A 24127-nucleotide genomic window follows, 5' to 3' on the forward strand; every position below is an offset into this window, starting at 1 on the left:
CGTACCGTGGCAGCCATGCGTCCACGGTCGGTCGTCGACTACGCGCTCGCCCGCAGGGCGACGCTGGGCGACCTTTTCGCAGGAAGAGTCGCCTCCGGCGACGTCTGCGACGCGCATCCGTATCTGGTCCGGGCCGCGAGGTACCACGGCGAGCCCACCAGGAAGCGGTGCCCGGTCTGCCGGGGCGGCGACCCGCTCGTCAACGTCACCTACACCTATGGCGACGAGCTGGGTCCGAGCTCCGGCCGGGTGCGGGCGACCAGGGAGCTCCCCGGCCTCGCCGCCCGGTACAGCGAGCTGCACGTCTACGTCGTGGAGGTGTGCCAGCCCTGTGGCTGGAACCACCTGATCACCTCATATGTGATCGGCACGGGCGAGCCGCCGGCGAGGAAGCACTCCGGCCGCCGGGCCGCCGACACCTGACACCCACGCGCTCCGGCGCCACCCGCACTTAGGTGCCCTCTCGCGGGTGTCCCGATCTGGCGTGAGATTCTGGTCTGCCATGTGGGTTTCCACGTGGGCGCGGCCGCCTTCGGCGTGCCGCGCCGGATGCGGCACCGGCCGGACCATGGCATGAGCACGGTGACCGGGGGGATTCACGGCGACGGATGGGGTAGCTGGTGAGCACTCCCTACAGCCAGGGCACAAGGGCGATCGGGCCTCGTGCCGGCAACGGTGAGGACCCGCGTGGGGCCGCGCCGGGCTCGGGCGCCGAGCGGCCACGTCCCGGCGCCCCGGTGGCCGGCGGGCCGCCGCCGCCCGGTGGGCCGGTTCCCGGCGGACCGGGTGCCCGGCGAAGCCCGGGAGCCGCCAGCGCCGGCGGGCCCCCCGCGGCTGGCCGCGGCGGGCCCGGCGCAGACGAAGCCGAGGCCGGTGGCTGGACGCCCGACCGGGGCGCCGCCGCCCGCCGCCGGGAGACCGAGGCCGCCACTCGCTCCCGCTCCGGCTCCGGCCCGGACGCACGCTCCGCGCAGCGCCCCCCCGCCGGCCCGCCGGCCGGGCCCACCGGTGGCCAGGCGCCCGGCCGGCCCGGTGGCCGCCCGGCGACCCCTGAACGAGCTGATTCCACCAGTCGCACCGGCGGCCCTGCCGGTCGCGCCGACAACCGTGTCGACAGCCGTGTCGACAGCCGTGTCGATGATCGCGCGGGCGCCCCCGCGAGGCCCGGCTCCGGTCCGGCCGGCAGGCCGGCGCCGGGCCGCGCCGCTGCCGTGGGAGCTGGGACCGGCAGCGGGATCGATGCAGGCACGGCAGGTGGCCGCGGGTACTCCGATCGCGGTGGATCCCGCCAGACCGGGGCCGGGCGGACCGGCTCGGGCCGTGTCTCCGATCCTCGCGGGCAGTTCGGGCGCGAGGACCCCGACCGGGGTGACCTGACGCGCGCAGCCACCTCCGGTCGCGGGGAACCACCCGCACCCGGCCGCGCGCCGCGTTCCGTCGCCGGCCGGGCCGCCGCCGAGCGCGCCGCCGGCCGGCCGGCGACCGTCGACGACAGCGGCGGCGGCCGGGGCGAGCGCGGCACGCGGGGCGAGCCCGAACGGAGGGACCGCACCGAGCGGCTGTCAGCCGCCACCACCCGGCTGCGGGCCGTCCGCCCGGGGGGCGGCCGTCCGTCGGCACCCGAGCAGCCGCCCGCCCGCCCCAACGCCATCTACGACACCGTCGACCAGGCCGCGCTGAGCCGGGTCGACGTCGCCGAGCGCACCGCGGACGCCACCGTGTACCGCAAGGTCGCTCCCGGCGGCGCCACCGGGCGCTCCGGCGGCCGGGGTGGCCCAGGTGGCCTCGACGAGCTGGACGACATGGGCCGTGACGCGGGCTCCGGGTCCTCCGCCACGGCGCGGATGAACGGCGTGGACCGGGCGTCCGGCCCGCGCCGTGCGGCGCCGGGCCGGCGGCCGGGCGGTCCGCCGCGCCCCGGTGAGCGTGACCCGGGCGGGCGCACGGGGCCCCGGTCCACCTCCGCGCACGCGGCCGGCGGGCGGGTCGCGGCCGGCGGGCGCGGTGCCGCGCGCCGCACCCAGGGCCGGCGCGGCCCGAAGTGGTGGCGCAACCGGCCGCGGTGGTTCCGCCGCCTGGTGCTCATCGGCCTGACATCGGGGTCGCTGCTGTTCGTCGCCGGCATCGCGGTGATCTACGCGGCCACCCGGGTGCCGCTGCCCGAGGAGGTCAAGACCGACCAGACGTCGATCATCGCCTGGGCGGGCGGCGGTGAGATCACCCGGATCGGCACGGTGAACCGCACCGACGTCCCGCTCTCGCAGGTGTCGAAGGACGTCCAGCACGCGGTGCTGGCCGCGGAGAACTACAACTTCTACAACGAGCCCGGTATCTCGCCGAAGGGCATCGCCCGCGCCATGTGGGTGAACGTCACCGGCGGTGAGATCTCCCAGGGTGGCTCGACGATCACCCAGCAGTACGCGAAGAACGCCTACCTGACGCAGGACCGCACGTTCACCCGGAAGATGCGGGAGATCGTGCTCGCGATCAAGCTGGACCGGAAGTACTCCAAGGACCAGATCCTGGAGTACTACCTGAACACGATCTACTTCGGGCGCAACTCGTACGGCATCGAGGCCGCGGCGAAGAGCTACTTCGACAAGCCCGCCGCCCAGCTCACCGCCGGTGAGGGCGCGGTGATCGCCGGCCTCATCCGGTCGCCGAACTACCTGGACCCCAAGGAGAACCCGGGGCCCGCGGAGTCGCGGTGGAAGGACGTCGTCGCCACGATGGTCGCCCAGGGCTGGGCCCCGGCATCGCTGGCGAACGAGAAGCCGCCGCCCGTCCTGGACAAGGACGAAAGCGGTGGCTACAACTCCTCCGATCAGGTCGGCTACATCCGTGACCAGGTGAAGGAGGAACTGGACGCCGCCGGGATCACCGAGGACCAGATCAACCGCGGCGGGCTGCGCATCACCACCACCCTCGACGAGGGCCGGCAGACCGCGGCCTTCCAGGCTGTCAACGGCCAGATCGCGGAGGCCTACGCGGCCGTGCCCGATCTGCGTACCGGACTGGTCGCGCTGAAACCGGGCACCGGCGAGGTACTGGCCTGGTACGGCGGCTCCCTGTACGGCAAGGGCGACAACGGTCAGGAACAGTTCGAGGACAACGTGTCCCAGGCGGAGGTTCCACCCGGATCGACGTTCAAGACCGTCACCCTGGTGACCGCGCTGAAGGAGGGCATCAGCCTGAGGTCGACCTACGAGGCTCCGGCCGAGATGACCATCGGTGACTACCAGTTCGGCAACGACGAGAGCGAGCCCGGCCATCTGGGCTGGCCGGATCTGGTCGAGGCCACCGCGGAGTCGATCAACACGGTGTACGTGCCGCTGGGTGTCGATGTCGGGGTCAACGACATCATCCAGACCGCCCGCGACATGGGCGTCGACGAGGACACTCGCCTCGATGATGTCGCCGGTGTCACCCTGGGCCAGGACGGCGTCTCCGCCCTGGACATGACGCAGGTCTACAGCACTCTGGCCAGCGGCGGTTACCGGTCCACCCCGCACATCGTCGCCCGGGTGGAGGACAGTTCAGGCGATGACATCCTGCCGCCGCGGGACGGCGAGACCACCGGCGAGCCGGTGATCCCGCCGACCGTCGCGCGGGACGCGACGTTCGCGTTGCAGGCTGTGCTTGACCACGGCACCGGTAAGAACGCGAGGCTCGCGAACAACCGGCCGGCGGCGGGGAAGACGGGCACCACGGACGACTTCCGCTCCGCCTGGTTCTGCGGGTACACGAGGGAGATCGCCTCCTGCGTGAACATGTTCCGCGGCAAGGGGGAGAATACGGACCTCCTCAAGGGCATCCCAGGGGCCGAGAACGGGGTTTACGGAGGGGCCTACCCGGCGCGGATCTGGAAGGACTTCATGGATGCCGCGCTGAAGGACGTGCCGGTGACCGGGTTCGACCCGCCCGCCTACGGTGGTGCGATCACGCTGCGCAGCCCGGCGCCGGCCCCGACGACGCCGTCCGAGCTGCCGACCCAGCCGGCCAGCAGCAGCAGCGGCGGGATCGGCGACTGGGACCTCTTCGGGGACGATGACGATGACCGTGGTGGGCAGAGTGGCCAGACCGGTCAACAGGGCGGCCAGACTGGTCAACAGGGCGGCCAGACCGGTCAGCAACCCACCCGACCTCGACCGTCACGACCACCCGGCGGGATCGTGGTGGACCCGTTCAACAACTGAGTGAGGCCGTGACGGCGCCGCTCCTTCACCAGCGCCGTCACGGCCGCCCCGTTCCCCGTTCCCCGCGCCGCAAGTGTCGTCGGACGGGGCGCGGACGCCGTGTACCAGAATGGCCCGCATGGCCACGACACCGGCGTCGCCCACCCGGTCCAGCCCGGCGCGTCACGACCCGGTGGTCGCGGGCGCGAGTGAGATCGTCGGCGGTCCGCCCGGGCGGCATGCCGTCATCGGCGCGAACCGCACCTGGTGGACGCCGCTGCGCCTGCTGATGCTGCTGGTCGTCGTCAGCTGCGTGCTCGGCTACGTCCAGAAGGCGGGCTGCCGCGACACCCGGAACTGGTCCGAGGAGTACCAGTACACCCGGATGTGCTACTCGGACGTGGTCGCCCTCTACAGCCAGGAGGGCCTGATCGATGGCAAGATCCCCTACCTGGACTACCCCACCGAGTACCCGCCGGTCATCGGCGCGGCGATGCAGTTCACCTCCCTGTTCGCCGGCCTCGGTTCGGCGCCGGAGGCGGTCTTCCGTACCGACGAGGCCGGCGCCCAGGTCTTCGACCACTACTCGATGGACTCCCGGTCGGCCCTGTTCTACGACTTCACCGCGCTGCTGTTCGTCCTCGCCGCCTGCGTCGCGGTCGCCTGTACCGCGCTGACCGCCGGGCGCACCCGCGTCTGGGACGCGGCGCTCCTCGCGCTGGCCCCGACGCTCGTCCTGCACCTGCTGACCAACTGGGACATCCTCGCCGTCGCGTTCGCCGCCGGGGGCCTGCTGGCCTGGTCGCGGCGCGCTCCGCGGCTCGCCGGCATCCTGTTCGGGCTGGGCATCGTCACCAAGCTCTACCCGGTCTTCTTCCTCGTCGGGCTGGCCGCGCTGTGCCTGCGGACCGGGCGGATGCGGGAGCTGGCCCGCACCGCGGTCTTCGCGGCCGGCACGGCGGTGCTGGTGATGCTGCCGGTGTGGCTGACCGCCGGCTACTTCGACGGAACGACCAAGGTCAGCGACGGCATCTGGTCGACGTTCTGGGGCGGCGGCGACTGGGTCGCCCTGCTGGACGGCGAGAGCGCCGGCGCCCACAACGGCCTGCAGCGTTTCTTCGAGCTCAACTCGGAGCGCGGTGCCGACTGGGACTCGCTCGCCTTCGGGCTCACCTGGGCCGCGGGCAAGTACGACACCGGCTGGTTCGCTCCCGCGCATCTGCTCGTCCTGGCCGTCACGCTGCTGCTGGCGGGGCTCGCCGCCTGGCTGGCGATCCGCAGACGGCCCTGGCTGACCCGGCCGATCGTCGCGGCGGCCGTCGTGTGCTGGCTGGTCCCGACGATCGCCACGCCGCTGGTGCTGGGCGCGGTGCACGAGCACGGCATCCCGGTGGGGACGCTGAACATCATCACAGCCGTGGCACTCGTGGCGGCCGTCGCCGGGATCCTCGCGCTCGCCCTGCTCGCACCACGGCGACCGCGCGTCCCGCAGGTGGTCCTGCTGCTCGTCCTCGCCTTCCTGCTGACCAACAAGGTCTTCTCGCCGCAGTACACGATCTGGCTGCTGCCGCTGGTCGCGCTGGCCAGGCCCCGCTGGCGGCTGTTCCTGGTCTGGCAGGCGTGTGAAGCATGGGTGCTGTTCACCCGCTTCATGCACTTCATCTTCAACGACACCTCGGGCGCTGACGGCATCGACCGCGGCTGGTTCGTCGGCGCCGTGGTCCTGCGCGATCTGGTTCTGTGCGTCCTCGCCGCGTTCGTGGTGCGGGAGATCCTGCGCCCCGTTCGGGATGTCGTCCGCGCCGACGGCCTGGACGACCCCGCCGGCGGGGTGCTCGACGGCGCGCCGGACGTCCGGGGCGGGCAGTTCGGCGCGCGCTCGCTGCTGCCGCGCCGGCCGCGCCGCTCGCGGGAGGCCGTGCCGACGGGCGTCCCCGCGTCGGTCGAATGATCACGGAACCCTCGCCGCCCAGTCCCCCCGGGGAGGGCGGTCCCGCTACTGCCGCCGGGAGTGGGAGCGGGAGTGGGTCCGGGGCTCGGCCTGGGTTCGGGCCTGCGAGCACGTGGCTCCGGAACGGCTGGGCGCGGCTCCCCGGGGCCGTGCAGGCGACGCTGCCGCTCTGGGTGGCGAGCCGGGTGGCGGTGGTCATCGCGTCGCTCGCCGGCGCCCGGGCCCTGTCGAACGGGCCGGTCCGGGACGTCCCCGGCCTGACCACGCTGTGGGACCGCTGGGACGTCGGCCTGTTCACGAAGGTGGCCCGGTACGGCTATCTCTCCGACGCCTACTCGGACCGCACCGAGGTCGACTTCCCGGGGCTGCCGCTGGCGATTCGCGCCGTGCACGTCGTCGTCCCGGACTGGATCGCCGCCGGCCTCGTCGTCTCGTTCCTGGTCGGCATTCTCGGGGTGGCCGCGCTGTGGCGGCTGGCGGCCGACGAGGTGGGCGAGGCGGACGCGCGGTTCGCGGTTCTGGCGCTGGTCTGCTTCCCCTACGCCGTCTTCCTGTTCGCGGCCTACTCCGAAGGCGTGTTCCTCGGCTTCGCCACGGCGGCCTGGCTGGCGGCGCGGCGCGACCGCTGGCTGCTCGCCGGCCTGCTGGGCGCGGCGGCGGCCTCGGCGCGGGTGACCGGCCTGCCGTTCTGCGCCGCGCTGGTCGTGCAGTACGTGGTCGTGCGGCGGGCGGCCGGGCGGCCGCTGGTCGCCCGGCCCGCGCTGGCCCTGGCACTGCCCCCACTGCCGATCATCGGGTTCATCCTCTACCTGCGGGTCCGGAGCGGGCGCTGGGACTCCTACACCGACGCGATGCGCGCCGGCTGGAACCGGGCCGTCGACTGGCCGTGGCACGGCTGGTCGAAGACCTGGGACTCGGCCTTCGACGGGAACGGCGCGGCGACGTTCGTCTGGTTCTGGCGGGGTGAGCTGCTCGCCGTCGTCATCGGAGTGCTGCTCACCGGTGTCCTGTTGTGGTCGCGGCGCTGGGGTGAGGCGACGTTCGTCGGGCTCATGACGATCCTGATGAGCTTCTCGAACTACTACGCGTCGGGAATCCGCGGCATTCTCGTCGCCTTCCCCCTCTACCTGCTGCTGGCCAGGGCGGGCGCACGGAGGCCCTGGGTGCGCGGTGTGTACGTGTGGTGCTGCGCGCCGCTCATGGTGGTCTTCGTCGTTGCCTTCACACAGGGGAACTGGGTCGACTGAGGCCGTCACCCGCCCGCGAGGACGGAGCGACACGGCCACCGTGATCGGATGCGCGCCCTCGCGGCCGGCCATGGTCCAGGATGGGTGCGTGGCTGACCATGGACGGGACGACCCCGCGAGCCCGGCGGCGACCTCCGCGACCTCGGCGGGCCAGGAGGAGGGCGGTGCCTCCCCGGCGCGCCTCGCCGGCGGGCCGCTGCCGCTGTCACTGCTGGTGCCGGCCGCCGCTGCCGGCCTGCTGGCGCTGCTCTTCCTGATCCTCGCCGTCGTGGTGCCCGAGCCCGGCCGGCATGCCCACGGGCTCCTGGTCGTCGTCGACCTGGCCGGCGTCATCGGCGTCGCCGTGGTGTGGCTCCGGGTGATCCGGCTGCTGAGCCTCCCGTCCGTCCGCGGGCGCGTCGAGTAATCTCGTCCAGACATGCCGTGTGCCGACGGTGCGGCGCTCTCCTGGTGGTACAGCTTTCCTGGCAGTACAGCTCTGCTGGCAGTACAGCTCTGCTGGTCAAACAGCTCTGCTGGCCACCCGGCTCAGCCGCCCCGGCATGCGGTCCCTCCTGCCACGGGTCATCCGTGGCCGCTAGAGTCCACAGGAGGTGGGTTCAGCCTTGTCACGTCACTATGAACTGATGGTGATCCTCGATTCCGAGCTCGAGGAGCGCACGGTCGCACCGTCACTCGACCAGTACCTCAACGTCGTCCGCCAGGGCGGCGGCGTGGTGGAGAAGGTCGAGGTCTGGGGTCGCCGCCGGCTCTCCTACGAGATCGCGAAGAGCCACGAGGGCATCTACGCGGTCATCGACCTGCACACGGAGCCGGCCGTCGTCGCCGAGCTGGACCGTCAGCTCGTGCTGAACGAGTCGGTGATCCGTACCAAGGTGATCCGCCTGCCCGAGCCGAAGGCGCCGAAGCCCGTCCGCCGGGCGGCGGCGTGACGTACCCCGCCCGTACGGCGCGTTTCGCGCCAGGGCGGGCTGTCCAGCCAGGGAGTTGTGATCATGGCCGGTGAAACGGTGATCACGGTCGTCGGCAACCTGACCAACGACCCCGAGCTGCGGTTCACCCCGAACGGGGCCGCGGTCGCGAGCTTCACGGTCGCATCCACCCCGCGCACACTCGATCGTGGCACGAACGAGTGGAAGGACGGCGAGGCGCTCTTCCTGCGCTGCTCGATCTGGCGTCAGGCCGCCGAGCACGTCGCCGAGTCCCTCACCAAGGGCGCGCGGGTAATCATTCAGGGGCGCCTCAAGCAGCGCTCCTTCGAGACCCGTGAGGGCGAGAAGCGCACTGTGATCGAACTAGACGTCGATGAGATCGGCCCGTCCCTGCGGTACGCCACCACGAAGATCACGAAGGCCTCCCGCGGTGGCGGCGGCTTCGGTGGTCAGGGTGGCCCCGGCGGCGGTGGTGGCTTCGGCGGTGGCCAGAGCGGGCCTGGCGGCCCGGCTGGCGCCGGCTTCGGTGGCGCTCAGGGTGGTTCCGGCGGCCCCGGCGGTGGTGGCTACAGCGGTGGTCAGGGCAACGGCGGTTATGCCGGCGGTGCCGCTGACGACCCCTGGTCGCAACCCGCTGGTGGCTACTCCGACGAGCCCCCGTTCTGAGGGCCGGGTGTCTACATCGCGCGATCGGAACTCGCGCTCAAACCGAGGTAGGAGCACATCCATGGCCAAGGCGGCCGTGCGCAAGCCGAAGAAGAAGGTTTGCGTCTTCTGTAAGGACAAGGTTCACTACATCGACTACAAGGACACCTCCCTGCTCCGGAAGTTCATCTCGGACCGGGGAAAGATCCGCGCTCGTCGAGTGACCGGCAACTGCAGCCAGCACCAGCGTGACGTCGCGACCGCGGTGAAGAACAGCCGCGAGATGGCGCTGCTTCCGTACACCTCGACGGCTCGCTGAGGGGGATGACGATGAAGCTCGTCCTCACGCAGGAGGTCCCGGGCCTCGGTAGCCCCGGCGACATCGTCGACGTCGCCGACGGCTACGGGCGCAACTACCTGGTGCCGCGCAAGTACGCGATCATCGCGACCCGCGGCGCCGAGCGCCAGGTCGCGCAGATCAAGCGGGCGCGCGACGCGCGTTCCGTCCGCGACCTCGACCACGCCAAGGAGATCGCCAGCCAGCTGGCTGGGCTGTCCGTGCGACTGACCAGCCGCGCGGGCAAGGAGGGCCGGCTGTTCGGCTCGGTGACCGCGGCCGACGTCGTCGCCGCCGTCACCGAGGCCGGCGGCCCGGCGCTGGACCGCCGGCGTGTCGAGCTGAGCACGCCGATCAAGGCGCTCGGCTCGCACTCCGTGTCGGTCCACCTGCACCCGGAGATCACCGCGAAGGTGAGCGTCCAGGTCGTCACGGCCTAGGGCACCTGCCGCGGCCACCCGCACCCGGCCAGGTCCGGTGCGGGGGCCGGCGCGTCGCGGGCGCGCCGGCTGATGTGCTGACGAGGCTCCGTTGGCTCCCGACGATGGTCGGGAGCCAACGGAGCCTCGCGTGTTTCGGTGTCGCGGTGCGGGGCCGCTGCCACGTGTAGATCACTGTCTCCCGGCGTGTGGTTCGGGGCGGACGGTGCCGTGCGGCGGGAGACTTGTAGCGGTCGGGCACGCTGTTCACCTGGTTGCGTCACCTGGTTGCGCACGGCCGGCCTGTACGCGGTGTGCGGCGTAGGTCTCCCTGTGTGACGCGATCAGACCCCGGGACGGTATGGCTCGAACTGGTTAGCCCCCACGATGGGGGCAGAACGGCCCGGACGATTTTTCGTCCACAGGCAGAGCCGCGCCAGCGGCCGGCAAGGACTGCGGATCCGGTTCCCACCGCCCTGCGTGTCCACAGTCACGCCGGGTTCCGTCCCAAGGCATTCCCCAGAACCTGGCCGGTTACCAACAGGTTGTCCACAGGGGGCTGTGGACAACTTCTTGGAGCCTCCCCGTGCGTGTGCCTACTGTCGAGCCGTCCACACTGGCCATCTATCCAGGAGGACCGGATAGTCCAGACGGGCGGGGGGAAATGATCTTCGAACTGGTGGCCGGGCGGCCGAGTTGACAGGCTTCATACTCACATCGAACATATGTTCGATGTCGGTGGTCGGGGTCTGTGTCGATTCCGGCGGCGTCGATTCCGGCGGCGGGGCAGGTGTCAGGTCCGCGGCCGCCGGCGTCGAAGGGCGGGAGGGCAGCAGGGCGTGAGCGTCGCCGACATCACCCGTGGGTCCGGAGCACCGGTCGAGTTCGACCGGACGCCACCCCACGACCTTCCGGCCGAGCAGAGCGTCCTCGGCGGCATGCTGCTCTCCAAGGACGCGATCGCCGACGTCGTCGAGGTCCTCAACGCGGCCGACTTCTACCGGCCGGCGCACGCCACCGTGTACGAGACCATCGGAGATCTCTACGGGCGCGGCGAGCCGGCCGACGTCATCAGCGTCGCCGCCGAGCTCGGCCGGCAGAACCTGCTGGAGCGGGTCGGCGGCCCCGCCTACATGCACACGCTGATCTCCAGCGTCCCCACCGCCGCGAACGCCGGGTACTACGCGCGGATCGTCGCCGAGAAGGCCGTCCTGCGCCGCCTGGCCGAGGCCGGCACCCGCATCGTGCAGCTCGCCTTCGGCCCCGCGCCCGACGTCAGTGAGGTCGTCGACCGGGCGCAGGCCGCCGTGTACGAGGTGACCGAGCGGCGTACCAGTGACGACTACACCCCGCTGGGCGAGCTGCTCAACCCCGCGCTGGAGGAGATCGAGGCCATCCAGGGCCACGACGGGGCACTCACCGGCGTGCCGACCGGCTTCACCGATCTCGACGAGCTGACCAACGGACTGCACAGCGGCCAGCTGTGGATCGTCGCGGCCCGGCCGGCGGTCGGAAAGTCCACCCTCGGGCTGGACTTCGCCCGCGCCGCGTCCATCAAGAACGGCATGACCTCGGTCATCTTCTCGCTGGAGATGAGCCGGATGGAGATCACCATGCGGCTGCTGTCCGCGGAGGCCCGGGTGTCGCTGCAGAACATCCGCACCGGCCGGCTCACCGACGACGACTGGGGGCGGCTCGCCCGGCGGATGGGTGAGGTCGCCGAGGCACCGCTGTACATCGACGACAGCCCCAACCTGACGATGATGGAGATCCGGGCGAAGGCGCGGCGCCTCAAACAGCGCAACGACCTGCGCCTGGTCATCCTCGACTACCTGCAGCTCATGTCGTCGCCGAAGAAGGTGGAGAGCCGCCAGCAGGAGGTCAGCGAGATCTCCCGGTCGCTGAAGCTGCTCGCGAAGGAGCTGGAGGTCCCGGTCGTGGCGATCTCGCAGCTCAACCGTGCCTCCGAGCAGCGGGCCGACAAGCGGCCCCAGGTCTCCGACCTGCGCGAGTCCGGCAGCCTCGAGCAGGACGCCGACGCGGTGATCCTGCTCTACCGGGAGGACGCGGTGGAGAAGGAGTCCGCCCGGGCCGGCGAGGCCGACCTGATCATCGCGAAGCACCGCAACGGGCCGACCGGCACCGTCACCGTCGCCTTCCAGGGGCACTACTCACGTTTCGTCGACATGGCCAACTGACTGCCCGACCACCACCCACGGCGGGTCCGTGGGCCACCGAACTGAACAGGCGTCCGGGCGGTGACAGACTGGACGCCATGACCGTTTCCGGTGTTCCCCCGCGCGACTCCGGGGTTGTCGAGGTCGCGAGGTTCGACGTGTTGCCCGGCAGCGAGGAGGCGTTCGCGGACGCCTACCTGCTCGTCCGGCACGAGCTGGTCACCACGCCCGGCTGCCGGTCCGTTCGGATGACCAGGGGCGTCGAGTCACCGTCACGCTTCGTGCTGTTCGTCGACTGGGACAGCCTGGAGGCGCACACCGAGACGTTCCGCGGCTCCGACCGGTTCACCCGGTGGCGGGCGGCGCTCTCGCCGTACTTCGCCAGCGCTCCGGCGGTGGAGCACGTGGTGGCCATCGCCGACCGTGCGGACCCGGCGGGCCCGCCGGCGACGTCGGCCTAGCCCGCCCCCGGCCCGCCTGATCTGCGATGGCCACCTTCTTCGAGTACCTCGTCTTCGCGCCGCTCACCGCCGCCTTCTTCGGCTTCCTCGTGTGGCTCTTCGTCGCGATCATTCTGCGGAGGGTCGTCGAGCGGATCCGGATCAGGCCGGTCGTGTTCTTCGTGACCGGCTACGCCTTCATCGGGCTGCTGAGCATCTACCAGCTGGTCGGCTACGACGACCCGCACGTCGCGCCCCTCCTGGGCACCGTCGCCTCACTGGTCCTCGTGCTGGCGGTCCGCAGCTGGTGGCGGGGACGGCGAGGACGGCGGGGCAGCACGACAGTGGCGCGGTTCAACCGCGCATCCGGGCCGCGGGCCGGGGCAGGCCTCCTCGGCGGGCAGGCCGGCTCCGGCGGCCCCCAGCCGGGGCAGCAGCCCGTGGAGCCCGGCCATCCCGGGCTGGCGGGGCAGCCTGGCCAGGCGGGCCACGCCGGCTATCCGGGCTTTCCCGGGCAGCCGGGTCACACCCCCCAACCGGGGCAGCAGGGCCGTCCCGGCCAACCCTTCGTCCCGCCCCACGGCCAGCCGGACCACCCCGGCTGGACGCCCGGCGCACAGGGCGGGCCGTCCGCTCCCGGGCCCGGACGCCGGCCCGGCTATCCGCTGGCCGCTCCGCCGCCGCCCTCGTCACCCTTCGCGCCCCCGCAGCCGCAACAGTGGCAGCCGCCGCACCAGCAGCCGTCGCACCAGCAGCCGCCGCGGCCGGTGGACGATCATCCGGAGACGCCTGGCTCGGGCACCGCTGGTCCGACCGGAGACCGCCCCGCCGCGGACCCGGCACCGGGGCCTGAGCCGGACATCGACCCGACCTGGCTGGACTTCCTGGCCGCCGAGTCCGGTGGGGCGAACCGCACCGACCAGCCTGACTGGCCCGACCGCACCGACCGCACCGACCGCACCGACCGCACCGACCGGCCCGACCGGCCCGAGGGGAGAGCGGGGGACCAGGGGAACGCAGGTCCTGGCGAGCCGGACGACCGGGATGATCCGGACGCCGGGCCTCCCCGCGGCTGGACGCCCTGAAGGATTCCACCCGGCTTCCCTCCAGTGGATCCGCCCAGTGGATCCGCGATCGTGGTGGGGCCGACTGTCGGAGGTGAGGCGTAGCCTTTGCGGTGGCGGGCCTCCGGATCCACACCTCGGATCGGGGTGCGCCCCGCGTGTGTACGCACGGACCGGTGCCCACCTGCCCAGGTCTGGCGTTCCGAGCACCTCTCCAGTGTTCCGTGCCCCGCAGTCCAGCCCAGAGGTCAAGATGCCCGCTCTGCGTTCCCGTACCACCACCCACGGCCGCAACATGGCCGGTGCCCGCGCCCTGTGGCGCGCGACCGGCATGACGGACGACGACTTCGGCAAGCCGATCGTCGCGATCGCGAACAGTTTCACGCAGTTCGTGCCGGGCCACGTCCACCTGCGCGACCTGGGAACCATCGTCGCGGACGCGATCGCCGGCTCCGGCGGTGTCGCCAAGGAGTTCAACACGATCGCGGTGGACGACGGCATCGCGATGGGCCACGGCGGCATGCTGTACTCGCTGCCCTCCCGCGAGATCATCGCGGACAGCGTCGAGTACATGGTCAACGCGCACTGCGCCGACGCCCTGGTCTGCATCTCGAACTGCGACAAGATCACCCCGGGCATGCTGCTGGCGGCGCTGCGGCTGAACATCCCCACGGTCTTCGTGTCGGGTGGGGCGATGGAGTCCGGCCAGGCCGTCATCACCGACGGGGTGGCCCACGCGCGGCTCGACCTGATCGACGCGATGACCGCCGCGGTCAACCCGGCGGTCAGCGACGAGCAGCTCGGCTCGATCGAGCGCTCGGCCTGCCCGACCTGCGGGTCCTGCTCGGGAATGTTCACGGCCAACTCGATGAACTGCCTGACCGAGGCGCTCGGCCTGGCGCTGCCGGGCAACGGTTCGGCGCTGGCGACGGCGGCGGCCCGGCGCGGCCTGTTCGTCGAGGCCGGCCGCCTCGTCGTCGACCTCGCCCGGCGCTACTACGAGAAGGACGACGAGGCCGTCCTGCCGCGTTCGATCGCGACGGCGGCGGCGTTCCGCAACGCGTTCGCGGTGGACGTCGCGATGGGCGGCTCCACGAACACCGTGCTGCACCTGCTCGCCGCCGCCGTCGAGGCCGGGGTGGACGTGGGCCTCGACGACATCGACCAGATCTCCCGCACGGTGCCGTGCCTGTGCAAGGTGGCGCCGAGCTCGACCGACTACTACATGGAGGACGTCCACCGCGCCGGCGGGATCCCCGCGATCCTCGGCGAGCTCCACCGCGGCGGGAAGCTCGACCCGAACGTGCACAGCGTGCACGCGGCGAGCCTGCGCGAGTTCCTCGACCGGTGGGACGTCCGCGGCGCGGACCCGTCTCCGGACGCGGTCGAGCTGTTCCACGCGGCGCCCGGCGGGGTGCGCACCATCGAGCCGTTCAGCTCCACCAACCGCTGGGACAGCCTCGACACCGACGCGAAGAACGGGTGCATCCGCTCCGCCGAGCACGCCTACTCGGCCGATGGCGGTCTCGCTGTGCTCCGCGGCAACCTGGCGCCGGACGGCGCGGTGGTCAAGACCGCCGGTGTCGACGAGAGCCAGTGGACGTTCCGCGGGCCGGCCGTGGTGGTCGAGAGCCAGGAGGCCGCGGTCGACGCGATCCTGAACAAGGTCGTCAGGGCCGGGGATGTGATCATCGTTCGGTACGAGGGCCCGCGCGGCGGCCCCGGCATGCAGGAGATGCTCTATCCGACGGCGTTCCTCAAGGGCCGCGGGCTGGGGCCGAAGTGCGCTCTGATCACCGACGGCCGGTTCTCCGGTGGCAGCTCGGGCCTGTCGATCGGCCATGTCTCGCCGGAGGCGGCGCACGGCGGCCCGATCGCGCTCGTCCGCGACGGTGACATCATCGAGATCGACATCCCGACCCGCCGGCTGGAGCTTCTCGTGTCCGAGGAGGAGCTCGCCGCGCGGCGAGCCGAGATCGAGGCCGGCGACGGCTACCGGCCGACGGGTCGGGAGCGTCCTGTGTCGGCGGCGCTGCGCGCCTATGCGGCGATGGCGACGTCCGCCTCGACCGGTGCGGCGCGTGACGTGCGGCTCATCACCGGTTGATCGCTGTTGGTTGCTGGATCGATCGCTTGATGTGTGTGAAGGTGGGCGTTGTTCGCTCGTAGCGACGCCAGGTAGTCGTTCAATCACGATGTGATCTGTGCGGTAGCTGGTGGTCGCGGCCGGGCCCGCGGGGGGCTGATCGTGAGGAGATCCGCCTCGCCATGGCTCGTCACCGGCGTCCGACCCATCGTCGCCCCCCGCTTCGGGGCGCCCGTCGCCGTCCCCGCCCCCGCGCGGCCGCCGCGGCCGCGCTGCTGTCCGGGATGGTGGTGGCCGGCCTGGTCACCGGCATCACGGTGACCACCCGTCCGCAGCTCGACGACGGCCCGGCCCGCCTGGGCGCCGCCGGCATCCCCACGGGTGGGCCTCCGGTCCCCTCCGTGGGCCCACCCGGCCGGTTCCCGGATTCCTCCTCCGGCCGGTCCTCCTCCGGCCGGTCCGTGGGGCCGTCCGCCGATGCCTCCGGGCGCCCGCCATCCGCGGGCGCGGCTCCAGCCACGGGCTCCGCCCTCGCCGCGGGCTCCACGCCCGGCGATGCTGTGTCCGGCGATGCTGTGTCCGGCGGTGACGAGGTGAGCCTGCTGTGGTCGGACGAGTTCGACGGGCCCCGCGGGGCCGCGCCGGATCCGGGCACCTGGATCACCCAGGCCGGCGCTGGCTGGGGCGACCGGGAGATGCAGTGCTACACCACGGACCGGCGGAACCTGGCGATCGACGGCCGCGGCCACCTGGTGATCACCGCGCGACGGGAGCCGTCCTGCGGTGAGGCGGAGTTCTCCTCCGGGCGGATCGAGACGCTCGGCAGGCGGACCATGCGGTACGGCTACCTGGAGGCGCGGGCGGTGCTGCCGACCGGCCAGGGGTCCTTCCCGGCGATCTGGTTGCTCGGCTCCAACATGCCGGAGGTCGACTGGCCGGCGAGCGGTGAGCTGGACGTCGTCGAGACCGTGTCCACAGCGCCCACGACCGTGCACACCAACGTCCACGGGGTGGACGAGTCCGGTGCCCACTGGCAGGCGACCTGGGGTCGCGGCGGCATGCACGACGCCGGGGTGGACCTCGCCGCCGATTTCCACACCTACGGACTGGAGTGGACACCGTCCGCGCTGCGGTTCGTCTTCGACGGCCGGACGATCCGTACGCTCACCCGCGACGACGTGCCGGTCTGGCTGTGGGACAAGGACCACTATGTGATCCTCAACGTGGCGGTGAACCGGGGCGGCGCCCAGGCCACCGCCGCCGACTATCCGCAGCGGATGATCGTCGACTACGTGCGCGTCTTCTCCGGGCGCCCCTGACGACTGTCCGGTGCGGGACGCGGCAGCCGGGGAACCAGGCGGAGGCCGGCCGCGTCGAAGCACCGTGACGATGATGACGCTGCGCGGCGCGCGACTCGCGGCCGTAGCCCTCCCCCTGTTTCTCACCGCGGCGGCCTGCGCCGGTGACACCACCGGGTCGGACAGCCTCCGCGGGGCCGGACCCGCTCTCACCGGCGCTCCTGGCAACCCTGGCACCCCCGTCGGGTCCGGCGTGGACGACACCGCGGTGCTGCGGGTGGACCTGGTCGGCGGGTTCGTGACCCCGCAGATCCTGGCGGCCCGGCTGCCCGTGGTGAGCGTCTACCCGGGCGGCCAGGTGATCTCCGAGGGTCCGCAGGTCGCGATCTTCCCGGCGCCGGCGCTGCCGAACGTCCAGCTACGGCGGATCGCGCCCGCGGACGTCCAACGGCTCGTCGGCCGCGCGGTCGCGGCCGGTGTCGGCGCCGGGAGGGACTACGGCGAGCCACCGGTCACCGATGTGCCGTCGACCCGCTTCACGGTCCGGACCCCGGAGGGTGTCAGGACGACTGAGGTGCGGGCGCTGGCCGAGGCGGACGGCACCGGGCTGACCGCCGAGCAGCAGAACGCGCGACGGGACATCCAGGAGCTGCTGGACGCCCTCACCGACCTGCCGGGCACGATCGGCGACACCGGGCCGTACGTCCCGACGGCCGTCGCCGCGATCGCCGCACCGCTGGTCAGTGACTGCCCGGCGGGCGGCGTCCAGCCTGTGAACCCGTCCGGTGGCGCGGCGCCGGCAGGTCCGTCCGGTGGTGTCCAGCCACCGGACTCCTGCGGAGGCGGCCTCCCGCTTCCGGTGGAGCAGGCCTGGCCCGGCCCGGAGCTGCCAGGTGAGCCACTGGCCGAGGGCCTCGATGTGGGCTGCGTGGCCGTCCGTGGAACCGACGCGACGGTGCTGCTGGCGGCCGCGCGCACGGCGGTGGACACGACGCCGTGGACGTCCGGCGGCCGGCGCTGGACAGCCGACTTCCGGCCGCTGCTCCCGGACGAGTCCGGGTGCGCCGACCTGCGCGCGGCTTCCTGAACAGCGCGTCCGTTCCGGCCCTGCCGGTCCAGCCCGAGCCCGCGCCCGGGGTCGTCGGGGTTGTCGGGGTCAGTCGGGAACGGCGAGGGTGACGGAGAAGTCGCGGTCCGGGTCGGTCCACTGGCGGCTGGTGGCGAGGCCGGACGCGGCGAGTTCGGCCCGCAGTCCGTCCAGGGTGAACTTGGCACTGATCTCGGTGCGCATCTGCTCGCCTTCCTCGAAGCGGGCGACCAGGTCCAGCGCCCGCACGGTGACCTCCTGGTCGCGGACGCTGCGCAGCCGCATCTCGATCCAGGAGTTCTCCGCGTTCCAGACCGCGACGTGGGCGAACCCGCGCAGGTCGAAGTCGGCGTCGAGCTCGCGGTTGATCACGGAGAGCACGTTCCGGTTGAACGCGGCGGTGACACCGGCACTGTCGTCGTAGGCCGCGACCAGGCGTCCGGTGTCCTTGACCAGGTCGGCGCCGAGCAGCAGGGCGTCCCCGTCGCGGAGCTGGTCACGCACGGCGCGCAGGAACGCCGCGCGGGCGGCGGGCTGCAGGTTGCCGATGGTGCCGCCGAGGAAGGCGACGAGCCGCCGGTCGCCGCCCACCGCTCCCGCGGGCGCGCCGGGGAGGCTGCCCAGGTGGCGCTCGAAGTCACCGACCACGGCGCGGACCGTGACTCCCGGGTAGGCCCGCAGAATGTCCGCGCCGGCCTGGAGCAGAGTGGCCTCGTCCACGTCGAAGGGGACGAAGCGGCGCAGCGTACCGAGGCGGCGCAGGGCGTCGAGCAGCAGCCGGGTCTTCTCCGAGGTGCCGGAGCCGAGCTCGACGAGGGTCGCGGCCGGGCAGGCGGCGGCGATCTCGTCGGCGTGGGCGGTGAGCACCGCGTGCTCCCGGCGGGTCGGGTAGTACTCGGGCAGCCGGGTGATCCGGTCGAACAGCAGGCCGCCGGTGGCGTCGTAGAACCACTTGGGGGGCAGCTCGCGGGGCTGCGAGGTCAGACCGGCGCGGACGTCGGCGGCCAGGGAGGTCTGGCGTTCCGCCGCGGCGAGGTGGCGGTCGACCGTGACGCCGGCGGAACCCTCGGTGCCGCGGGGCCCGTTGGGTCCACCGGGTCCACCGGGTCCACCGGGTCCGCTGGATCCGCTGCTGTCACGGGCTTTGTCGGGGTCGCCTGATCCGCCGCCGGCTGCTCCGGTGAACGTGGACCCGAGGGTTACCCGGGCGGTGGCCGGCGTCCTGGATGTCATCGTGGGTCCTCCGTCTGCCTTGTGCGACTCACAGTAGCTGGCCTAGGAGATCAAACTACTAAGAGTGACTTTACGTGTGTCGGCCACCAGGAGTTGTTGGTCCGGTACGTCGACCCAGCCCGGTTCGTCATCATCCGGCTCGCTTGTGACCAGAACTCCGTCCGGGCCCTCGCGGTAGCTGAGGGTGTCCCGCCAGGTTGTGGCAACGATCTGGGTACCGTCCGTGACGAGGAGGTTCAGTCGGGCGGGCGGCCCGTCGGGTTCGGTGAGGTCGCCCAGGGTGAGGACGACGTCCGCGACGGCCTTGGCCAGCGGCAGCCGCGACGTGCGCTCCCAGAGGAGCGCGGCGACGACCGCCGAGTCACAGCGGGACTCCGGCACCGCCGCCCCGTCCGTCCGCGCCTGCAGCTCCCGCATCGCCGCGGCCGCGTGCACCCGGCCGTTGTGGCTCAGCAGCAGCGTGCCGGAGGTGAACGGCGCGGTGGCAGTCTCCTCGACGGGCATGCCCACCGTCGCGCTGCGCACCGCCGCCAGGACGCAGCCGGAGCTGACCGTGCCGGCGAACGAGGCGTAGGAGGCGTCCGTCCACATCGGGACGGCGCGCCGGTACCGCGCCGGCTCGGGCCGCAGCGCCGGCGCGTACCAGCCGACCCCGAAGCCGTCGGCGTTGACGGTGCCGTGCCGCATCCGGCGCGGCGCCCACGACTGACGGAGCAGGCCGGACGGGCGGTCGAGGGTCAGCTCCGCCAGCGTGCGCGGGGCTCCGAGCCAGGCCAGGTGACGGCACACAGACGGATGGCCCCTCCGGGTCAGGACGCGGGTCAGGAAGCGTCGGCGTCGCGGGCGAGCCGGAACCCGGCGAAGATCTGCCGCCGGATCGGGAAGTCCCAGTTGCGGAAGGTCGACCGGACCGCACTGGGATGAGTGGCCCAGGAGCCACCGCGCAGCACCCGGAACCGGGCCGGATCGTCGCCCCGAGGATAGAAGACCTCGCTGTACTCCCGATACGGGAACGCGGCGAAACCGGAATAAGGGGTGAATCCACTTGCGGTCCACTCCCACACGTCCCCGATCATCTGCTCGGCTCCGCACGGGCTCGCGCCGGCCGGCCGGCTGCCCACCGGCACGGGCCTGGCCTGCCCGTGGCCCAGGTTCGCATGCTCGGACGTCGGATCGGTGTCGCCCCATGGATAGAGTCGTGAACGCCTGGTGACCGGGTCGTGTGCGCAGGCCTTCTCCCACTCGGCCTCGGTGGGCAGCCGCCGTCCCGCCCACCGGGCGTGAGCCTCGGCCTCGTACCAGCACACATGCTGCACCGGCTCGTCCAGCGGGACGGGTTCCACCCGCCCGAACCGCCGCCGGGTCCAGACATCGCCGTCCCGCGACCAGAACAGGGGCGCGGTCAGCCCCTCCTGACAGCGCCACGCCCAGCCCTCGGCGGACCACAGCCGCTCGTCGTCGTAGCCGCCGTCGGCGATGAAGGCCAGCTGGGCCCGGTTCGTCACCGGGAACCGGCCGATGTGGAAGGCGGGCAGGTGCACAGGGTGCGCCGGCCGCTCGTTGTCGTACGCCCACGGGTCGGTGGAGGTCCCCATCGTGAACGCGCCGGCCGGGACCAGCACCTCCGCGGTGTCGTCGACGACCGCACCACCAGTATCAGCACCAGCACCAGCACCACCAGCACCAACAACACGGCCGCTGCCCGTCCCGGGGTCGTCCAGGACGGGCGGCCCGCTGCGCAGCTGCAGCGTGGCGAGCATGGTCTCGTCATGCTGGTGCTCGTGCTGGATCACCATCCCGTACACGAAGGCGCCCGCCAGCAGCCGTTCCCGGTGATCCTGACCGGCCCCGGGGAGCAGCTGGTCGGCGTTCAGCCCGGCGAGGACGTCCAGCACCCGCGCGCGGACGTCGGTCAGGTAGCCGCGTGCCTCGGCCGGGCCGAGCAGCGGCAGCGTCGTCCTGCTCGCCCGGCTGTGCCGGAAGGCGTCATAGATGCCGTCCAGGCCGGGGCGCAGCTCCGGGGTGCCCGTGAGCGCGCGCAGCAGCCAGATCTCCTCGTAGTTGCCGATGTGCGCCAGGTCCCAGACGAGCGGGGACATCAGCGGCGAGTGCTGGCGCAGCAGGTCGTCCTCGGCGAGGTCGGTGTAGCCGAGCGACCGTCTGCGGGCGGCGTCGAGTTCCGCCGCGAGTGCCTCCGGCCCGGTGGATCCGTCGGTCAGGGCACCGGAACGCATCGGGCAGCCTCCTCGCGCAGCAGCTCTGTCGGCCCGCGCGCCGCGAAGCGCGCGCTCAGATCATCGGCCGGCGACCGCCGCCGCCGGGTGTAGCGGTCCGCGAACGCCTCCACCGCGGCCCGCAGCTCAGGGTCACCGCCGGCCCGGCCGAGAGCCGTGAGGGCGAGGTCGATGCATCGCGACGCGGCGCGGAACAGCTCCGGGTCGCGCAGCCCGCGCCGGGCCGCGGCCTCGCCCCGGCCGGCGACCGGCAGGCAGGCGGCGAGCGCGCCGCGGGCGGCGTCGGGGTCGTCGAGCAGCACCGTCGGGACGGCGACCGCCACCGGCCAGAGCCCGGACGGCTGCGCGTCCAGGTAACGCAGCTCCAGCCAGCCGCGGGGACGGACCGGCGGAAACAGCGTCGTCGCATGCCACCCCAGGTCCTGGACGGTCGGTGGCCGCCGTACCGGTCCCGCGCCGGCCAGCCAGGCGCCGAACGTCGTCGGCCGTTCGACGGCCCGGTACCGGCCGTCGTCCTGACCGACCATCATCAGCGTCGCGTCATGCAGGTAGCGGGCCCAGAACACGGCGAGCTGCTCCGGCCCGGCCGCGAGGTCCGCCAGGTCGGCGAGGTCAGGCAGGACCGGCCCGGTGCGGCTCGTGTCGATCCCGGCCCACACCGCCTGGCGGCCGGACTGCCAGCCGAGTCGCTGCCCCGCGCCGACCGGCGACGCCGCGAACATCGCGATCAGGACCGGCTCCAACGCATGGGCGAGCCGGAAGCGCGCGACGATGTCCTCGTCATCGGACCCGCCGTCCAGGTTGACCTGCACCGAGGCGGTGGAGCACATCATCGTCAGGCCCGCCTCGCCCCCGCACGTGCGAAAGTGCCGGTCCATCGCCACGTAGCGGGCGGCGGTGGAGTGCCGGCGCGGCGGCCGCAGCGGGTCGACGCCGAGCCCGGCGACGCCGAGCCCGACCCGGGCGAGCTCCTCGCGGACGATCTGGAGGTCACCGCGCATCGCGGCCACCGCCTCGGTCATCGGCAGCGGGGGACCGGACAGCTCGAGCTGCCCACCGGGCTCGAAGGTGAGCCGGCTGCCACCGGGCAACCGCCCGTCCGTTTCCGTTCCGGTCCCGGTCCCGGTCGTGGTCGTGGTCGTGGCTCCGGTGGCGGCTGCGAGCGCGGCCGCCGTCTCCTCCGGCGGGACGGACCGCTGCGGGCGGGTGACGTCGACGACGAACGATTCGATCTCGATCCCGACCCGGCGGCGCGCGCCGCCGGTCTCGGCCGGCCTGTCACCCGGTCCGGCCGCGTCACCCGGTCCGGCGGTGTCGCTCGGTCCGGCGGTGTCGCTCGGTCCGGCCGGACCGGCCGGACCGGCCGGACCGGCAGTGTCGGCCGCCTGCCGCTCGGCGTGTGGGTGGGCAAGGACGTCCCGCCCGGCGACCCGGACGATGTCCTCGAACGACCGGAGCACGTCCGCAGGTGCGGAGGTGGTCTCCATGTGATCTGCCTTGTCGGTCGTCTCGGGCTGGGTGCGCGGGCCGTTGCGGCCGGCCCGGGTCGTTCGCCCGTCTACGGAAGCGCCAGGGGGCACGCGGAGTGGCATCGAGCGGCTCCTCTCCCTGCGCCTCGGTCACAAGGAGGCGCCTATCGTGAGGGCGTTCTCCCCACAGCGACGGTCCGGCTACCCCTCGGCGGGCGGCGGCGGGACGGACTCCCCCTGACACAAGGCATCACAGTGGCTGCCACTTCCCGATGGGGAGCTGTGGGTCTTCGGTGGCTCTCCCGGATGTTCCACGCTTCCGGGCTGTTGTGACTGCGAATTGGATGGAAGTGTGACCCTGATGATGGAGATTGCTGGTAGCGCCCGGTGACCGGATCGGGGCAGACTCGCTGTTACCCCCCTGCGGTCCGCCGAAGCACGGCGACGGCACCGAGCTGACAGGAGGTGGTGACCGCGGACACTCACGATCGTGTGCCGGCCAACAGGTCGGCCGGCAGGTCGGCCATGGCCGAGTACCAGCGCCGCCGGCAGCTGTACGCCGCCGAGCGCGGTGACAGTTCGCGGCGGGTCGCTGTCACCGCGGCGGCCGCTGCCGTCGGCGCGAGCGTGCTCGTCGGGTTCCTCTGCGGTGCCGCCGGCCTGTCCGCCGGGCGGGTGGTGCAGGGCGCGGTGCTCGCGGCCCTCGCCGTGCTCGGCGCGGTCGCCGTCCGGTACTACCGGGTTCCGCCGGAGATCGAGGCCTGGCGGGTGGACGCCGAGGCGGAGCGCCGCACCGCCCGCTCGCTGGACCGGCTCAGCCGGGCCGGTTACACCGTGCTGCACGACCGGCAGCTCGCCGACTCCGCCGGCAACATCGACCACCTGGTGATCGGCCCGTCCGGTGCCTGGGTGATCGAGACCGACGCCCACCGCGGCCCGCTGCGGCAGAACGCCGCCGGGGTGTGGGTGGGCAAGGTGCCACTGCGCGCCATGCTCGGCCTCGTCACCTGGATGGGAGAGGAGGCCACCAGCCAGCTCGTGACCGAACTGCCCGCCGGGTGGCAGCTCGAGGCCCAGCCGGTGGTGGCCTTCGCCCGCACGGACGTCCCGAACGGGCTCGCGCTGGTGGAAGGGGTGCTGCTGCTTCCGCTGGCCGGGATCGCCGACTACATCCTGTCGGCCGGTGTGGTCCTGCGCCCGATCGACGTCGCGTTGCTGGTGGATGTCGCCGAGCGGGTCCTGCCGGGCTACGAGGTGGCCGGGCCGCCGCCGGCCTGGCCGACCCGCTCGCGGCTGCGCGGCATGCTCCGCCGCTGACCCGGGCCGCTGACCC

At 72.7% G+C, this 24127-nt stretch carries 20 protein-coding genes; 16 read left to right on the plus strand and 4 right to left on the minus strand.

The window, feature by feature from the left end; genetic code table 11:
- Positions 1-15: 15 nt before the first annotated feature.
- The 15 genes from B207_RS0111490 to B207_RS0111560 all read left to right on the plus strand — a co-directional run bounded on the left by B207_RS0111490 (position 16) and on the right by B207_RS0111560 (position 17858).
- Complete coding sequence (locus B207_RS0111490) at positions 16-423, plus strand: DUF5318 family protein (protein ID WP_018636681.1); 408 nt, start codon at positions 16-18, stop codon at positions 421-423.
- Positions 424-737: 314 nt separating this feature from the next.
- The gene (locus tag B207_RS0111495) at positions 738-4196 is read left to right on the plus strand and encodes a transglycosylase domain-containing protein (protein ID WP_018636682.1); all 3459 of its coding nucleotides are present in this window, start codon (positions 738-740) and stop codon (positions 4194-4196) included.
- 109 nt (positions 4197-4305) lie between these two features.
- Entirely contained in the window at positions 4306-6126 is a 1821-nt protein-coding gene (locus B207_RS33550; protein ID WP_084692104.1) for a glycosyltransferase family 87 protein, read from the plus strand.
- Positions 6123-7373, plus strand: a complete 1251-nt coding sequence (locus tag B207_RS0111505; protein WP_407671408.1) for a hypothetical protein — start codon at positions 6123-6125, stop codon at positions 7371-7373. Before B207_RS33550 ends, B207_RS0111505 begins: the two co-directional genes overlap by 4 nt.
- A gap of 88 nt (positions 7374-7461) precedes the next feature.
- Entirely contained in the window at positions 7462-7779 is a 318-nt protein-coding gene (locus B207_RS0111510; RefSeq protein ID WP_018636685.1) for a hypothetical protein, read from the plus strand.
- 199 nt (positions 7780-7978) lie between these two features.
- Complete coding sequence (rpsF, locus tag B207_RS0111515) at positions 7979-8305, plus strand: 30S ribosomal protein S6 (RefSeq protein ID WP_026310950.1); 327 nt, start codon at positions 7979-7981, stop codon at positions 8303-8305.
- 63 nt (positions 8306-8368) lie between these two features.
- Positions 8369-8971 carry a single-stranded DNA-binding protein gene (locus B207_RS0111520; RefSeq protein WP_026310951.1) on the plus strand — a complete coding sequence of 201 codons (603 nt, stop codon included), beginning with the start codon at positions 8369-8371 and terminating at the stop codon, positions 8969-8971.
- Positions 8972-9032: 61 nt separating this feature from the next.
- Positions 9033-9269, plus strand: a complete 237-nt coding sequence (gene rpsR / locus B207_RS0111525) for a 30S ribosomal protein S18 (RefSeq protein ID WP_006543269.1) — start codon at positions 9033-9035, stop codon at positions 9267-9269.
- Positions 9270-9280: 11 nt separating this feature from the next.
- On the plus strand, positions 9281-9727 hold the full coding sequence (rplI, locus tag B207_RS0111530; protein WP_026310952.1) for a 50S ribosomal protein L9: 447 nt from the start codon (positions 9281-9283) through the stop codon (positions 9725-9727).
- 818 nt (positions 9728-10545) lie between these two features.
- Entirely contained in the window at positions 10546-11904 is a 1359-nt protein-coding gene (dnaB, locus tag B207_RS0111535; RefSeq protein WP_018636689.1) for a replicative DNA helicase, read from the plus strand.
- 77 nt (positions 11905-11981) lie between these two features.
- Positions 11982-12344 (plus strand): antibiotic biosynthesis monooxygenase family protein, encoded by a 363-nt coding sequence (locus B207_RS33555; protein WP_018636690.1) that lies wholly within the window; start codon positions 11982-11984, stop codon positions 12342-12344.
- 26 nt (positions 12345-12370) lie between these two features.
- Entirely contained in the window at positions 12371-13408 is a 1038-nt protein-coding gene (locus tag B207_RS40605) for a collagen-like protein (RefSeq protein WP_018636691.1), read from the plus strand.
- A 232-nt stretch (positions 13409-13640) separates the two neighbouring features.
- Positions 13641-15494, plus strand: a complete 1854-nt coding sequence (gene ilvD, locus B207_RS0111550) for a dihydroxy-acid dehydratase (protein WP_026310953.1) — start codon at positions 13641-13643, stop codon at positions 15492-15494.
- 161 nt (positions 15495-15655) lie between these two features.
- A complete protein-coding gene (locus B207_RS0111555; protein WP_230204970.1) occupies positions 15656-16792 on the plus strand; it encodes a glycoside hydrolase family 16 protein in 1137 nt (378 codons plus the stop codon).
- A gap of 70 nt (positions 16793-16862) precedes the next feature.
- Positions 16863-17858, plus strand: a complete 996-nt coding sequence (locus B207_RS0111560; RefSeq protein WP_035740536.1) for a hypothetical protein — start codon at positions 16863-16865, stop codon at positions 17856-17858.
- Positions 17859-17927: 69 nt separating this feature from the next.
- On the opposite strand, the gene egtD is transcribed toward B207_RS0111560, so the two are convergent.
- Genes egtD through egtA form a run of 4 tightly spaced genes read right to left on the minus strand, consistent with a single transcriptional unit; the run spans position 17928 to position 22812 of the window.
- Positions 17928-19091 carry an L-histidine N(alpha)-methyltransferase gene (gene egtD, locus B207_RS0111565; protein ID WP_018636695.1) on the minus strand — a complete coding sequence of 388 codons (1164 nt, stop codon included), beginning with the start codon at positions 19089-19091 and terminating at the stop codon, positions 17928-17930.
- Positions 19092-19133: 42 nt separating this feature from the next.
- On the minus strand, positions 19134-19880 hold the full coding sequence (egtC, locus tag B207_RS0111570; protein ID WP_018636696.1) for an ergothioneine biosynthesis protein EgtC: 747 nt from the start codon (positions 19878-19880) through the stop codon (positions 19134-19136).
- Between the two features lie 32 nt (positions 19881-19912).
- Positions 19913-21325 (minus strand): ergothioneine biosynthesis protein EgtB, encoded by a 1413-nt coding sequence (gene egtB, locus B207_RS0111575; protein WP_018636697.1) that lies wholly within the window; start codon positions 21323-21325, stop codon positions 19913-19915.
- Entirely contained in the window at positions 21307-22812 is a 1506-nt protein-coding gene (gene egtA / locus B207_RS0111580; RefSeq protein WP_018636698.1) for an ergothioneine biosynthesis glutamate--cysteine ligase EgtA, read from the minus strand. Before egtA ends, egtB begins: the two co-directional genes overlap by 19 nt.
- 507 nt (positions 22813-23319) lie before the next feature.
- Between egtA and B207_RS0111585 the strand changes: the two genes are divergently transcribed.
- The gene (locus tag B207_RS0111585) at positions 23320-24111 is read left to right on the plus strand and encodes a nuclease-related domain-containing protein (RefSeq protein WP_026310955.1); all 792 of its coding nucleotides are present in this window, start codon (positions 23320-23322) and stop codon (positions 24109-24111) included.
- Positions 24112-24127 lie beyond the last annotated feature (16 nt).

This window comes from Parafrankia elaeagni, from assembly GCF_000374165.1.
Taxonomy (GTDB): Bacteria; Actinomycetota; Actinomycetes; order Frankiales; family Frankiaceae; genus Parafrankia; species Parafrankia elaeagni.